Consider the following 12388-nt stretch of genomic DNA (forward strand, 5'->3'; position numbering starts at 1 on the left):
GCCGCGACCCACGAGGAGGACGAGTGGGGCAGGACAAGGACGCACCCTTGCGCTCGGACGCCCAGCGCAACCGGGAGCGGATCCTGGAAGTCGCCGTCGCCGAGCTGACCCGTTCGGCGGACGTCCCGCTGAGCCAGATCGCCAAGAAGGCGGGGGTCGGGCAGGGCACCTTCTACCGCAACTTCCCCAACCGCGAGGCGCTGGTCCTGGAGATCTACCGGCACGAGGTGCAGCAGGTCGCCGACACCGCGGACCAGTTGCTGTGCACGCGGGAGCCGGACCGGGCCCTGCGCGAGTGGATGGACCGGTTCGCCCGGTTCGCCATCACCAAGGCCGGCCTCGCGGACGCGATCCGGCAGGCCACCAGCGCACCGGGGAGCCCGGCGACGCCGGGCAAGGCCCCGATCACCGCCGCGATCGACCGCCTGCTGCGGGCCGGCGAGGCGGCCGGCACCATCCGGCCCGGGCTGACCCCCGAGGACTTCTACCTCGCCATCGCGGGCCTGTGGCACCTGGACCCGCACAGCGACTGGCAGCCCCGCGCGGCCCGGCTGCTGGACATCGTCATGGACGGGTTGCGGGCGGGGACCCGTGGCGCGTAGGCGGCGCGGAGGCTGCTGACGCAGGGAGCGCGGAGGCTGCGGCGCGGGCAGCGTGGCGGCGGGGAGGCTCTCAGGGCAGGACAACGCGACGCCCACGAGGCGGGCGAACGGAGCAGCGCTCCCTGGCCAGACCGACGCGCCACCCCCGAGACGAACAGGCCCCCCATCGCTCGCGAACCGACCGGCAACGCGAGGTCCTTGGGGCGGGCGCGGGGCGCGATGTCCGCGATGAGAGAATTACGCCCGTTGGATGAGGGCCCGCGCCGGCGCGGGCCACCACCGTCTGCCGTCTGCCGTCTGCCGTCTGCTCAAGCCAACGCAGGCCGTTCAGGCCACCGCCGTGGGCGCCAGTTCCCGGAGTTCCTTCAGGGCGGCGCGGACCGCCGGGCGGGCGTGGCCGCCGCCGCGGGTGGCGGTCAGCAGCTTGCGGCGGGGATGGCCGGAGCAGCGGACACGGGTGATCGGGAGGTGCGGCGTGAGGTGCGCCAGGCGTGGGATCAGGGCCACGCCGAGGCCGTTGGCGACCAGATGGGCGGTGACGTTCCAGTCGAGGGCGTGGTGCACCACGTCCGGGGTGAAGCCGGCCGCGCCGCACGCCGACATCACATGCGTCCGGCAGGGGCTCTCGGGCACCGGAGCGATCCACGGCTCGTGCGCCGCGTCCGCCAGGTCGATCCGCTCCCGCCCGGCCAGCACGTGCCCCTCCGGCACCACCAGGTCGAACGGGTCGTCCAGCAAAGGCTGCTGGTCGAACCGTGTGTCGCTCAGCGGCGGATTGTGCGGCGTGGCCTCCACCACGGCCAGGTCGACCGCGCCCTCGAAGAGCAGGTCGAAGCTCTGCGGCACCCCCGTCTCCGTGATGCGGACGGACAGCCGGGGATGACGCTCGCCGAGCCGCGCCGCCATGGGCGCCAGCAGCACCGAGACGGCCACCGCGAACCCGGCCGCCCGCAACGGGCCCGCCGGGGCGCCGTGATCGGCCCGCAGGTCGAGTTCCGCCTGCTCCCAGCGGGCCTGGATGGCGTCGGCGTGCGCCAGCAGACTCTGCGCGGCCGGGGTGAGCCGCACACCGCGCCCCTGCGGCTCCAGCAGGTCGACGCCGAGGTCCCGGGAGAGCTGACGGATCTGCTGGGAGGCGGCGGAGGGTGTGAAGTGCAGGGCCTGGGCCGCCGCGGTGACCGTGCCGTAGTGGGCCACCGCTCTGAGGACGTGCAGCCGGCGCAGGTCAATCATGTAGGCCACGCTTCACGGTCATCTCCAGAAAGTCAACCTGGACGTGAACGAATGTCAGGCCGCACCCTGGCTGTGTCAGGCCGAACGACGGCCGCAGGAGCACCGCACGCGACAGCGGCCACACCAGCACCCCGCACACGGAGAGTCGAAGGAGTCATCATGGCCAGCACGACCGGCACCACGGGTACCACCGGCACCTCCACGTGCCCGTACTGCGGTTGGCCGGACCGGGCCGAGCCGTTCCAGGTGGTGTCGCGGCACGGCACCGCGACGGGCAGCACCGTCTGGACCCGGTGCGGCTGCGGTTCGCTGCAGGTCCGTGTCGTCGGTGACCAGGGCATGCGCATCGTGTCGCGCAGCAGGCCCGCCGATCTCCCGTGGGGCGACCCGGCGCCCTGAGCGGGCCTGGACCGGCGTTGACAGGCGGCGGAGCACACCCGTACTAATCGAAACTGCCGGGACGGATGATCCCGCGTACTAATCGAAACTGCCGGGACGGATGATCCCGCCGGGAGCGGAGGCACGGGCGTGCGGAAACATCCCCTGTCGGGGGTCACGGTAGTCAGTCTGGAACAGGCCGTGGCCGCGCCCTACGCCACCCGGCAGCTCGCCGACCTCGGCGCCCGGGTGATCAAGGTGGAGCGGCCCGGCGAGGGCGACTTCGCCCGGCACTACGACACCACCGTGCACGGGCAGTCCAGCTACTTCGTCTGGATCAACCGCTCCAAGGAGTCCCTGACCCTCAATCTCAAGGACCCGCGCGGCCTGGAGATCCTGCACAGCTTGCTGGAGGGCGCGGACGTCTTCGTGCAGAACCTGGCGCCGGGCGCCGCCGACCGCCTGGGCCTGAGCACCGAGGAGCTGACCCGGCGCTACCCGCGGCTGATCCCGTGCACCATCTCCGGCTACGGCACCACCGGCCCGTGGGCCGACCGCAAGGCGTACGACATGCTGGTGCAGTGCCAGACCGGGCTGGTGTCGCTCACCGGCACGCCCGAGGGCACCGCCCGCACCGGCATCTCCGTGGCCGACATCGCCGCCGCGATGTACGCCTACAGCGGGATCCTGACCGCCCTCTACACCCGCGCCACCACCGGCGAGGCGCACCCGGTGGAGGTGTCCCTGTTCGAGGCGCTCGGCGAGTGGATGGGCCAGCCCGCCTACTACACCCGCTACGGCGGCAGCCAGCCGCCACGCCTGGGCACCCAGCACGCGACCATCGCCCCCTACGGCACCTACCGCGCGGCCGACGGCCGGGAGGTGCTGTTCTCCATCCAGAACGAGCGCGAGTGGGCGGCGCTGTGCACCGAGTTCCTCGGCCGCCCCGATCTGACGGACGATCCGCGCTTCGCCACCAGCTCCGCCCGGGTCGCCCACCGCGAGGAGCTGAACACCGTCATCGCCGAGCGCTTCGCCCGCTCGGACGCCGACGAGCTGCTGAAGGACCTGGAGTCCATCGGCATCGCCTGCGCCGGCGTCAACGACATGCCCGCCTTCCTCGCCCACCCGGTCCTCACCGCCCGCGACCGCTGGAGCGAGGTGGAAGTACCCGGCGGCACGACCGTCGAGGCCCTCCTCCCGCCCGCCGACCTCGCGGGGCTCCCCCCGCGCATGGACCCGGTACCTGCCGTCGGCGAGCACACCGACGCGATCCTCACGGAGCTGGGCCACTCCCCCGCCGCCATCGAGGCCCTCCGCGCCGACGCCGTGATCTGAAAGACCCAAGGTGATCTGAAAGACCCCGAGCGGCACCTTCCGCCCCGGCTCACCGGCCTCCCGCGCCCTCGGCCCGCTCCTGCAGCGCGGCCAGCACGTCCTCGTCCGTCAGCTGCTCGAAGTCGTCGTACCACTGCCCGACGGCCATGAACCCGGCCGGCTCGGACAGGCACACCACCTCGTCGGCCTCCCTCCGCATCAGCGCGGCACCCTCCGGCGAGGCGACCGGCACCGCGAAGATCAGCCGGGCCGGGCCCTTCCGCCGCACCGAACGCAGAGCGGCCCGGGCCGTCGAACCGGTGGCCAGACCGTCGTCCACCACGATCACCGTCCGGCCCGCGAGCTCCGGTGCGGGACGCCCCTGGCGGTACAGCGCCTCGCGCCGGCGCAGCTCGGCGCGCTCCCGCTCCACCACCGGTTCCAGATCCGCCTCGCTCAGCCCCAGCCGGTACAGGGCCTCCTGGTCGAACAGCGGAACCTCGTCACCGGCCATGGCACCGACGCCGTACTCCTCGTGGAAGGGCGCCCCGATCTTCCGCACCACCAGCACATCCAGCGGCGCCCCGAAGGCCCGCGCCACCTCCCGCCCCACGGCGACCCCACCGCGAGGCAGAGCGAGGACGACCACATCGGACCACCCCCCTTCCTCCCCCAGCCCACGCAGCCGCTCGGCCAGCTCACGCCCGGCCTGCCGACGATCCCGGAAGCGCATCTCCGCCCCTCCTCCCTCTCCCCACCAGCAGCACTCGGCTCCCCGTGTACCCCTCTGCCGGTGCCCGATGCGCCACGCCACCGGCCTTCTCGCGTGGCGCGAAGTGTGGGATGCGTGTCGTTGACGCCGTCCGCCGCGCCGGTGGAGCGTTGACGGTGTGACTTGGCACCGTGGCGCACCGCGCCGTATCGACTTCGTCGTCTTCGACGGCTTCCAGCCTCTCGATCTCACCGGCCCGCACGAGGTGTTCCAGCGCGCGGCGCGTCACGCCGGCGGCTACGCCTGCCGCACCGTGGCACGCCGTGCGGGACCCGTCCGGTCGAGCAGCGGGCTGCTGGTGCATGCCGAATACGGCGTGGACGACCTGGATCCGGCGGGCACGGACACGCTCGTCGTGGTGGGCGGCCGCGGTGTGGACGAGGCACGGCACGACGAGGCGCTGGTCGCCTGGGTCGCGCGGGCGGCACGGGGCGCCCGGCGGGTGACCTCGGTGTGCAGCGGGGTGTTCCTGTTGGCCGCCGCGGGGCTGCCGGAGGGGTGCAGGGTCACCACGCACTGGGCACGGGCACGGCAGTTGACGCGCGAGCATCCCGGGCTGCGGGTGGACTGTGACCCGATTTTCGTGCGGGACGGACGGGTGTGGACATCGGCCGGCGTCACCGCGGGCATGGATCTGGCGCTGGCCCTGGTGGAGGACGACCTGGGCCGGGACGTCGCACATGCGGTCGCCCGGGACCTGGTGCTGTTCCTGCGCCGGCCGGGCGGTCAGTCGCAGTTCAGCGTGGCGCTGTGGTCGCGGCAGCCGGCGACCGACCCGCTGCGCGCCGCGGTGGACGCGATCCACGCGGACCCGGGTGCCCGGCACTCGGTCGCCGACCTCGCCGCGCACGCGGGTCTCAGCCCGCGGCATCTCCAGCGCCGGTTCACCGCGGAGCTCGGCCTGCCGCCCGCCGCGTATGTGGAGCTGGTGCGGATCGAGGCGGCGCAGCGGGCCCTGACCGAGGGGGACGAGCCGCTGGAGGCCGTGGCCCGCCGCTGCGGCTTCGGCACCGCCGAGAGCCTGCGCCGCACGTTCCACCGGCGGCTCGGCGTCACCCCGTCCGACTACCGCTCCCGCTTCCGCTCCACCGCGCCGCGCCCGCACGACACCTTGGAGGATCATCCGGCATGACGACCTACGGACTGCTCGTCTTCGACGACGCGGAGGAACTGGACTTCGTCGGCCCCTGGGAGGTGTTCACGGTATCCGCCCGGCTGCGCGACCGCGGCGACCGGGCGGTGCTGATCGCCGAGGGCCCGGGACCCGTGCGCTGCAACAAGGGCCTGCGCGTGCTGCCCGACCACACGATCGACGACCACCCGCCCCTGGACGTCCTCCATGTGCCGGGAGGCCGGGGAGCGCGCACGGTACAGCCGCGGAACGAGGTGATCACCGACTGGATCGCGAGGACGGCGGACCGGGCCGACTGGGTGCACGCCGTGTGCACCGGCACCTTCCTGCTGCACGCCGCCGGTCCCGCCCGCGGACGCCGGGTGGCCACCCACTGGAGCCACGAGGACAGCCTCGAGGCTCTCGGTGATGTGACGGTCGCCCGCGAGGTGCGCTATGTCGTCGACGGCAATGTCGTCACCAGCCAGGGCGTGTCCGCCGGCATCGACAGCGCCCTGTGGCTCGTCGGCCGGCTGCACGGCCGCGACCACGCCCGCCGGGTGCGCCGCCACATCCAGTACGACCCCGCCCCGCCCTATCTGGCGGACGAACCGGTGTGAGGGGCCCGGACGACGCGAGCCGCTCCGTGTTGGCGGGTCGCGGCAGAGGCGCGCATCGATTCGGCCGTGGCCGCAGGGGTACTCCGGCAGGCATGACCGGCATCGACATCGGCAGTGGCGCCTTCGAGGAGCGCGGCTTCATCGGGCGCCGGTATGCGTATGAGGCGGCTAACGTCTCGCCTCCGCTGCGGTGGAGCGGGGTACCGGAGGAGGCGAAGGAGCTGGTGCTGCTCTGTGAGGATCCCGATGCGCCCTCGGGCTCGTTCGTGCACTGGGTGGTGGTCGGGATCGATCCGCGCAGTGACGGGACCGGTGAGGGGCAGGTGCCGCCGGGTGGCACCGAGCTCGTCAACGGGTTCGGCGAGCGCGGCTGGGGCGGGCCGCATCCGCCGCCCGGTGACGACCCGCATCGCTATGTGTTCCGGCTGTATGCGCTGTCCGGGCCCTGTGTGCTGCCCGAGGCTCCGCGGGCGGAGCAGGTGCACGAGGCGGTGGAGAAGGCGCGGGTGGCCGAGGGCGCGCTGGTGGGCCTGTACCGGCGGTGAGGGCAGGGCGGCGTGTACCGGCGGTGAGGGCAGGGCGGCGGCCGGTCAGCGGTCCGGTCACTTTGAGCCGTGCAGTCCGGTCAGTGGGTGGCGTTCGCCCTGCTGATGTCGGCCAGGGCCGAGTGCGGGTCCTCCGTGGTGGCGAGGTCGCCGATGCTGACGATGCCCACGGGGCAGCCACCGTGCTCCACGACGGGCAGGCGGCGGACGGCATGCTCGCGCATCAGCCGGACGGCGTGGTCGGTGGTGTCCTCGGGGGTGACCGTCACCAGCGGCGGGCGGGAGCAGAGCGAGCCGACGGTGGTGATCTCGGGGTCGGCGCCCTCGGCGACCGAGCGCAGCACGATGTCCCGGTCGGTGAGCACGCCGAAGAGGTCGCAGTCGTAGGCCACCAGCACGTCGCCGATGTCCCGCTCTCGCATCAGGCGCGCCGCCCGTGCCACCGTGGTCATGGGTTCGACGGACGCGGTGTCCGGTGACATCACGTCCCGTATCCGCCGGGTCATGGGCACCTCCAGGAACTGGCCCGTCACGAACCCCCCGTGTCCGCCGCGTAGCCCGCTGCGGCGCTGGTAAACCGTGCCCCGGTGCCCTGACATCTGTCAGGAACACTTACGTCCCGCGGGTCCCTAGTGTGCTGAAGCGGCGGCCCCTCCGGCGATGTGCCGGTCAGGGCCGCAGGCAAGGAACACACAGTCGATGTCCGGGGGACAACATGAAGCAGCTGACCCGCCGTACCGCCACCGCGCTGGGCGCGGCCGTGCTCGCCGTCGGCGCACTCGCCGCCACCGCGCAGGCCGCTCCCGCCGCGCCCGCCGCTCCGGCCGGCGGCGACCCGACGCTGACCGACGTCTACATCTGGGCCACGGACGTCAACCTGCGCGAGCACCCGACCCGCAACTCCAACGTGCTGGCGGTCCGGTCGAAGTACTGGCTGGACGCGGTCTGCCAGACGCAGGGCGAGACCGTGACCGACCCGGCGGTGGGCACCAACAACTGGTGGACCGCCGTCCAGGAGTTCTCCGGCAGCGACATCGCCTGGGTGAACAACCTCTACCTGCGCGGCGGCCAGAAGATCGAGGGCGTGCCCGACTGCTGATCCGCGCAGCCGGCCCGACGGGGGATGGACAAGCGCCTGTGGGCGGCACCGTGACTCCGGTGCCGCCCACAGGCCTTTCCCCCGTGAACCGCCGGCGGGCTCCCCCGTGAACCGCCGGCGGTCGTCCCCCGTGGCCGTCGGCGGTCGGCCCCGTGGCCGTCGCGAGCCGTCAGTCGTCAGTACCAGCCGGTCGCGGCGAGGACGTGGCCGTCGCAGGCGAGCAGCGCCCGGGAGACCCGGCCGTGCAGGTTGTTGCCGATCATCGTGTAGGCGTAGTTGATGCCGGGGTCGACGGTCTCGGAGACCCAGCCGTCGGCGCGGCCCACCCCGTTGTTCGAACGCTCCAGCACCGCGGCACAGTTGGTCCGCGATTTCTCGATCCGGGCGAAGGAACCGCACTTGTCCGAGTAGAAGTACTTCAGCGCCATGCCGTCGGCGTGCCTGGTGCCCCCGACCTGCCGGAAGGTCCCTGAGCAGCTGGAGATGGTGGGGTACTGCCCCTCCATCCCGTAGGCACCGTAGTTGCCGCCCGAGTGCGGGGCGGCGACGGCGGAGGCGGGCAGGAGCGCCATCACCGCGGCGGCACCCCCGGCGGCGAGCAGAGTCCTGAGCGAACGGCGGCTCATGGTCCCTCTTTCCTGTGTCGGCGTGTGGTGACTCGGAGGCGACGGCTCGCCGCCGTCGCCCGGTGATCGTGACCCTACGGGCCGTCACCACCGGTGCGACACCTGACAGATATCAGGATGGGTCAGGACGGATATCAGGGTGGGCGGGTCAGGTCCGGGTCCTGCGCGGCAGCAGGGCGAGGTGCTCCTCGCGGACCAGGCCGAAGCGCAGCGCGACCGAGGCGAGCCGGGCCCGCTTGGCTCCGGTGCGGCCGCCGCCGTCGGCGGACGTGCCAGGCTCCTCCCCCGGGTCCAGGCGCAGCTTGGTGAAGGCCAGGTAGTCGATGTGGTAGTTCACCGCCGAACGGGTGAGGTCGCGGCAGGACTCGAGCGGGCGGAGGCGTTCCACGATCTCCCCGACGCCCGGCAGCGTGGAGTCCGAGGGGTCGCGCAGCCGGGGCTCGCACAGCGCGACCAGCACCAGGAAGTACTTGGCCGTGGGGTCGAGCGCGAAGGGGTGGACGGTCTGCTCGCCGAGGCCGTCGGCCGGCCGGTCGCCGAGGTAGGCGTGCTGCGGGGCGAACACCTTGAAGGAGGCGGTGCCGCCCAGTGCGGGCAGCACCACGCGGGAGAACTCGAAGGGCACGGGTGCGCCGAGCCGGCCCGGTGCGACGGTCAGGTACTCGCCGGCGCCCTCCAGGTTCTCCACCACGTAGGACACGCTGCGGCTGAAGTTGGACAGCCGCCAGTAGTCGCCGGCCGCCTCCAACTGGCCCGCGTGACGGGAGATTCCGGGGTCGTCGAGCGGGATGGCCACATCCGTGCCACCGGGCTGCCCCCGGCCGAAGGAGACGATGTCGCCGGGTCCCAGGTGCAGCAGCCGCGGCTTGCCTCCCCTGTCACCGGATGGCCGGCCGGGCAGATGGTCCTGCGGATCCGTGGCGTCCGGCAGTTGGACGATGATGGTCTCCATGACGGCTCCCCCGACGAGTCGCCAGGAATTGTAGGGGCGCGTTCCGCTTGTCGGCGAGACGGCACGACGGGCGCCGGCGACCCGTGACGTGAGAAACGCGGCAGGTCAGCGCGGTGCGGCACCGCCGGCTGCGGCCGCCTGCGCCTCCTCCACGCCCTCGGCCACCCGCTTCAGGAAGGCACGCACCTCGTCCCGCGGCAGCGGGAGCGCCTCGGCGCGCGGGCGTTCGAAGCTGTGCAAGGCGGCTTCGAGCAGGGGCCGGAAGGCCGGCTCGGCCTCGGCCACCGCCGCCGCGGCCCGGCGCTTGGGCAGCCAGCGGCCGGTGCGGCAGAACATCAGGGAGCGGCAGCCGTTGAGCACCCGGTTGTCCGCCAAGTGCCCCTCCCCTTCCTCGTGTTCGCGGACAGAGGCGCGAAGTGCGCTGAGCAGTACGGGGTGTTCGGGCGCGGCGACGACCTGCTGCGCCGGCGTGCCGTACAGCGGAAGACCGGACTGCCGTGCCACGGAGCGGTCGATGACGTACCAGAAGGGCTGGGACTCGGCCGGGTCGTAGCTGACCTTGCCGGGCAGCCCGTCGCCGGTGTTGAGGTCGAGGAGGTATCCGGCCTCGCCGGACGGGCGGGCCGCGAAGTCCGCGTCGTAGACGACGAGTTCGAGCCCGGCGGCGGGGCACGGAAGGGCCGGGTGACTGAGTGCGCCGGCCAGCTCCTTGAGTGCCGGTGCGAGAAGGCCCGGTGTCACCACGACGGTCACGTCGACGTCGCTGCGTCCGTGCCGGTAGTCCCCGAGCGCGACGGAGCCGACGGCCAGCACGCTCACCAGCTCGGTCCCGCACACGGCACGCGTCCGGTCGACCAGCTCGGTCAGGTAGGGCCGCAGCTCGACGGGGACGCCGGGTGCTCCGGGGGACCCTGGGCCTTCGGCACGGTTCAGTTCCACAGTTCTCCGCTCTCGCACACCTTGGCACCCATGTTCCGTTCCATCATGCGCAGCGCCGCGTCGGCGAGGTCGGCGTGGATGTGGGCGACGGCGTCGCGCGGGACGACGACCTGGTAGTGGCGGATGTGGGCGTCCAGTGAGGAGTACAGGATGCACTGCTCGGTGACCTGGCCGCACAGCACGAGCCGGTCGATGCCCTGCTGGCTCAGCAGGTAGTTCAGCGGCGTCTCGAAGAAGATCGAGTGCCGGGCCTTGACGACGAAGAGGGAGGAGTCGTCGGGGCGCAGCGGTTCGACGAGCCGGGCGTGCGGCCCGGACAGGGCCTTCTCCAGCAGTTCCCCGTGGTGCGAGCGCCACTCGCCGAAGTTGTCGTTGACGTAGATGACCGGGACGTCGCGGCGGCGGGCGCGTTTGAGCAGGTCGGCGATGACCGGGACGACGGGCTCGGCGGAGGGGATCAGCAGCTCGGCGTCCTTGTGATCGTAGGTGTTGATCATGTCGATGACGATCAGTGCGGTGGTCACGGCGAGCTCCCAGCGGTGGTGCGTCGTCCCGGGGACGGGGCAGGGCCCGGCCGTCCCTGCCGGACCCCACCGCTTGCCGGGTTACCCGCCGTCCGGCTTTCACGCACGTCCGCGTACGGTACGTCTGTGACCGCCTACAGCCCTGAGAACGTCCCCGGCCGTTTCGGCCCCGGCGCGACCACCGAGGCCGACCCCCGCGAGGTGGGCCGGGTGCGCACCGAGTACTCGCCCGCGTACGACGGCGACCCCGATCCGGGGGAGATCGTCTGGACCTGGGTCCCCTACGAGGAGCGGGACGGCCGGGGCAAGGACCGGCCGGTGCTGGTGGTGGCCCGTGAGCCCGCGGGGACGCTGCTCGCGGTGCAGCTGTCCAGCAAGGACCACGACGGCGACCGGGACTGGGTGCCGATCGGGAGCGGTCCCTGGGACCGGTCCGGCCGGGCGTCCTGGGTGGCCCTCGACCGGGTGCTGCGACTGCACGAGGAGGGCATGCGCCGGGAGGCGTGCGCCTTGGACCGGATGCGTTTCGACCTGGTCCGCCACCGCCTCAGGGAGCGCTACGGCTGGAGCTGAGGCGCGATGTCCGTGCGGGTCAGGCCGGCTACGGCTGGAGCTGAGGCGCGATGTCCGCGCGGGTCAGGCCGGCTACGGCTGGAGCTGAGGCGCGATGTCCGCGCGGGTCAGGCCGGCTACGGCTGGAGCTGAGGCGCGATGTCCGCGCGGGTCAGGCCGGCGAGGGCGCGGTCGAAGGCCCCTCGGGTCTCGCCGCGCCGGTCCAGGATGGCGAAGACCACGTGCGCAAACGCCCCGGCGAAGCGCCCGCCCGGCTCCAGCAGGGCCCGGAACGCGCCGGCCACCTGTGCGGGGTCGTTGCGGAACACCCCGCAGCCCCAGGCGCCCAGCACAAGGGCGCGGTAGCCGTGGGCGGCCGCGGTCTCCAGGACCCGCTCGGCGCGGACCGCGAGGGCGCGGGGCAGTTCGTCCGCGCGCTCCGGGGCGGTGCGCAGGACGAGGCCCGCGTTCGGTGCGGGCGAGGTGAGGATGCCGGCCGTGAACGGCTCGTTCAGCAGCACGCCCCGGTCGTCGCGGAAGACGGGCACACCGGGTGAGTGGATCACGCGGTCCGAGTAGAAGGGGTCGCGGTCGGCGCGGTGGTGGTCGTAGTACTCGGGGGCGCGCAGCAGGCAGGTGTACAGGGCGGAGGCGCGGCACAGGGCCTCTTCCTGGGCCTTGGCGCCGTTGAGATAGCCGCCCCCGGGGTTGCGGGCGGAGGCGAAGTTCAGTACGGCGGGCGTGCAGGCACCGGTGCCGGAGGCGAGGCGGCGGGCGGCCTGGAGGCTGCTCTCGCCGGTCACCTCGAACCGGGTGGCGACGGGACGGAACCGCGGCACCGGGACCGGTTCCGGGCCGTACAGCCGGGTCCCGGCCAGGGCGGCGTCCAGCTCCGCCCTCAGGGACACCTCGCGGCCGTCCGGCGCGCGGTAGCGCCCGGCCGCCACGATCCGCTCCGTCTCCCGTGCGAGATCGCGCAGGCGCCCGCTCATGCCCCGACCCCCGTGCGCGGCGTGTGCGGGAGCCGCGCGATCTCCCTCGTCGTGCTCATGCACGCATCCTGGGTGATCCTGGGGACGCGGCGCAACGCAGTTTCCCTCCCCGCCGGGAGCCGGGAA

The 12388-nt window shown here is 73.0% G+C and carries 16 protein-coding genes; 8 read left to right on the forward strand and 8 right to left on the reverse strand.

Annotated elements, in window-relative coordinates; genetic code table 11:
• Positions 1-23 precede the first annotated feature (23 nt).
• The gene (locus tag ABD207_RS11165; RefSeq protein WP_344012100.1) at positions 24-602 is read left to right on the forward strand and encodes a TetR/AcrR family transcriptional regulator; all 579 of its coding nucleotides are present in this window, start codon (positions 24-26) and stop codon (positions 600-602) included.
• Between the two features lie 327 nt (positions 603-929).
• Here ABD207_RS11165 and ABD207_RS11170 read toward each other — a convergent pair whose 3' ends face one another.
• Positions 930-1835: a LysR family transcriptional regulator gene (locus ABD207_RS11170; protein ID WP_344012101.1), complete on the reverse strand. Its 906-nt coding sequence runs from the start codon at positions 1833-1835 to the stop codon at positions 930-932.
• Between the two features lie 159 nt (positions 1836-1994).
• On the opposite strand from ABD207_RS11170, the gene ABD207_RS11175 reads away from it, so the two are divergent.
• Both ABD207_RS11175 and ABD207_RS11180 read left to right on the forward strand, forming a co-directional pair.
• On the forward strand, positions 1995-2234 hold the full coding sequence (locus tag ABD207_RS11175; protein WP_344012103.1) for a hypothetical protein: 240 nt from the start codon (positions 1995-1997) through the stop codon (positions 2232-2234).
• Between the two features lie 129 nt (positions 2235-2363).
• The gene (locus ABD207_RS11180) at positions 2364-3551 is read left to right on the forward strand and encodes a CaiB/BaiF CoA transferase family protein (protein WP_344012104.1); all 1188 of its coding nucleotides are present in this window, start codon (positions 2364-2366) and stop codon (positions 3549-3551) included.
• A 49-nt stretch (positions 3552-3600) separates the two neighbouring features.
• Here the strand turns inward: ABD207_RS11180 and ABD207_RS11185 are convergent, their stop codons facing one another.
• Positions 3601-4263 carry a phosphoribosyltransferase gene (locus ABD207_RS11185; protein ID WP_344012106.1) on the reverse strand — a complete coding sequence of 221 codons (663 nt, stop codon included), beginning with the start codon at positions 4261-4263 and terminating at the stop codon, positions 3601-3603.
• Positions 4264-4420: 157 nt separating this feature from the next.
• On the opposite strand from ABD207_RS11185, the gene ABD207_RS11190 reads away from it, so the two are divergent.
• The 3 genes from ABD207_RS11190 to ABD207_RS11200 all read left to right on the forward strand — a co-directional run bounded on the left by ABD207_RS11190 (position 4421) and on the right by ABD207_RS11200 (position 6578).
• A complete protein-coding gene (locus ABD207_RS11190) occupies positions 4421-5434 on the forward strand; it encodes a GlxA family transcriptional regulator (RefSeq protein WP_344012107.1) in 1014 nt (337 codons plus the stop codon).
• Positions 5431-6033: a DJ-1/PfpI family protein gene (locus tag ABD207_RS11195; protein WP_344012109.1), complete on the forward strand. Its 603-nt coding sequence runs from the start codon at positions 5431-5433 to the stop codon at positions 6031-6033. Before ABD207_RS11190 ends, ABD207_RS11195 begins: the two co-directional genes overlap by 4 nt.
• Positions 6034-6125: 92 nt before the next feature.
• The gene (locus ABD207_RS11200) at positions 6126-6578 is read left to right on the forward strand and encodes a YbhB/YbcL family Raf kinase inhibitor-like protein (RefSeq protein ID WP_344012111.1); all 453 of its coding nucleotides are present in this window, start codon (positions 6126-6128) and stop codon (positions 6576-6578) included.
• 80 nt (positions 6579-6658) lie between these two features.
• Here ABD207_RS11200 and ABD207_RS11205 read toward each other — a convergent pair whose 3' ends face one another.
• Complete coding sequence (locus ABD207_RS11205; protein ID WP_344012174.1) at positions 6659-7084, reverse strand: CBS domain-containing protein; 426 nt, start codon at positions 7082-7084, stop codon at positions 6659-6661.
• Between the two features lie 209 nt (positions 7085-7293).
• On the opposite strand from ABD207_RS11205, the gene ABD207_RS11210 reads away from it, so the two are divergent.
• Positions 7294-7677 (forward strand): peptidase M23, encoded by a 384-nt coding sequence (locus ABD207_RS11210; protein ID WP_344012113.1) that lies wholly within the window; start codon positions 7294-7296, stop codon positions 7675-7677.
• Positions 7678-7853: 176 nt separating this feature from the next.
• Here ABD207_RS11210 and ABD207_RS11215 read toward each other — a convergent pair whose 3' ends face one another.
• The 4 genes from ABD207_RS11215 to ABD207_RS11230 form a co-directional block, all read right to left on the reverse strand.
• Complete coding sequence (locus ABD207_RS11215; protein WP_344012115.1) at positions 7854-8303, reverse strand: hypothetical protein; 450 nt, start codon at positions 8301-8303, stop codon at positions 7854-7856.
• 148 nt (positions 8304-8451) lie between these two features.
• On the reverse strand, positions 8452-9255 hold the full coding sequence (locus ABD207_RS11220) for an FHA domain-containing protein (protein WP_344012117.1): 804 nt from the start codon (positions 9253-9255) through the stop codon (positions 8452-8454).
• 105 nt (positions 9256-9360) lie between these two features.
• The gene (locus tag ABD207_RS11225) at positions 9361-10194 is read right to left on the reverse strand and encodes an aminoglycoside adenylyltransferase domain-containing protein (protein WP_344012118.1); all 834 of its coding nucleotides are present in this window, start codon (positions 10192-10194) and stop codon (positions 9361-9363) included.
• Entirely contained in the window at positions 10185-10691 is a 507-nt protein-coding gene (locus tag ABD207_RS11230) for a cysteine hydrolase family protein (RefSeq protein ID WP_425580690.1), read from the reverse strand. Before ABD207_RS11230 ends, ABD207_RS11225 begins: the two co-directional genes overlap by 10 nt.
• A 153-nt stretch (positions 10692-10844) precedes the next feature.
• Between ABD207_RS11230 and ABD207_RS11235 the strand changes: the two genes are divergently transcribed.
• The gene (locus ABD207_RS11235; protein ID WP_344012122.1) at positions 10845-11291 is read left to right on the forward strand and encodes a type II toxin-antitoxin system PemK/MazF family toxin; all 447 of its coding nucleotides are present in this window, start codon (positions 10845-10847) and stop codon (positions 11289-11291) included.
• Between the two features lie 116 nt (positions 11292-11407).
• Here ABD207_RS11235 and ABD207_RS11240 read toward each other — a convergent pair whose 3' ends face one another.
• Positions 11408-12262, reverse strand: coding sequence for a TIGR02452 family protein (locus ABD207_RS11240; protein ID WP_344012124.1), 855 nt, complete (start codon positions 12260-12262; stop codon positions 11408-11410).
• Positions 12263-12388: the final 126 nt, after the last annotated feature.

Source organism: Streptomyces thermospinosisporus, assembly GCF_039526425.1.
Lineage (GTDB): Bacteria > Actinomycetota > Actinomycetes > Streptomycetales > Streptomycetaceae > Streptomyces > Streptomyces thermocarboxydovorans.

What these genes read in the sequence shown, in the direction of transcription:
- ABD207_RS11200 (WP_344012111.1), top strand. Translation starts at nt 6,126, where the DNA reads ATGACCGGCATCGACATCGGCAGTGGCGCCTTCGAGGAGCGCGGCTTC.
- ABD207_RS11240 (WP_344012124.1), bottom strand. Translation starts at nt 12,262, where the DNA reads ATGAGCGGGCGCCTGCGCGATCTCGCACGGGAGACGGAGCGGATCGTG.
- ABD207_RS11170 (WP_344012101.1), bottom strand. Translation starts at nt 1,835, where the DNA reads ATGATTGACCTGCGCCGGCTGCACGTCCTCAGAGCGGTGGCCCACTAC.
- ABD207_RS11185 (WP_344012106.1), bottom strand. Translation starts at nt 4,263, where the DNA reads ATGCGCTTCCGGGATCGTCGGCAGGCCGGGCGTGAGCTGGCCGAGCGG.
- ABD207_RS11230 (WP_425580690.1), bottom strand. Translation starts at nt 10,691, where the DNA reads ATGATCAACACCTACGATCACAAGGACGCCGAGCTGCTGATCCCCTCC.
- ABD207_RS11215 (WP_344012115.1), bottom strand. Translation starts at nt 8,303, where the DNA reads ATGAGCCGCCGTTCGCTCAGGACTCTGCTCGCCGCCGGGGGTGCCGCC.
- ABD207_RS11175 (WP_344012103.1), top strand. Translation starts at nt 1,995, where the DNA reads ATGGCCAGCACGACCGGCACCACGGGTACCACCGGCACCTCCACGTGC.
- ABD207_RS11195 (WP_344012109.1), top strand. Translation starts at nt 5,431, where the DNA reads ATGACGACCTACGGACTGCTCGTCTTCGACGACGCGGAGGAACTGGAC.
- ABD207_RS11210 (WP_344012113.1), top strand. Translation starts at nt 7,294, where the DNA reads ATGAAGCAGCTGACCCGCCGTACCGCCACCGCGCTGGGCGCGGCCGTG.
- ABD207_RS11220 (WP_344012117.1), bottom strand. Translation starts at nt 9,255, where the DNA reads ATGGAGACCATCATCGTCCAACTGCCGGACGCCACGGATCCGCAGGAC.
- ABD207_RS11205 (WP_344012174.1), bottom strand. Translation starts at nt 7,084, where the DNA reads ATGACCCGGCGGATACGGGACGTGATGTCACCGGACACCGCGTCCGTC.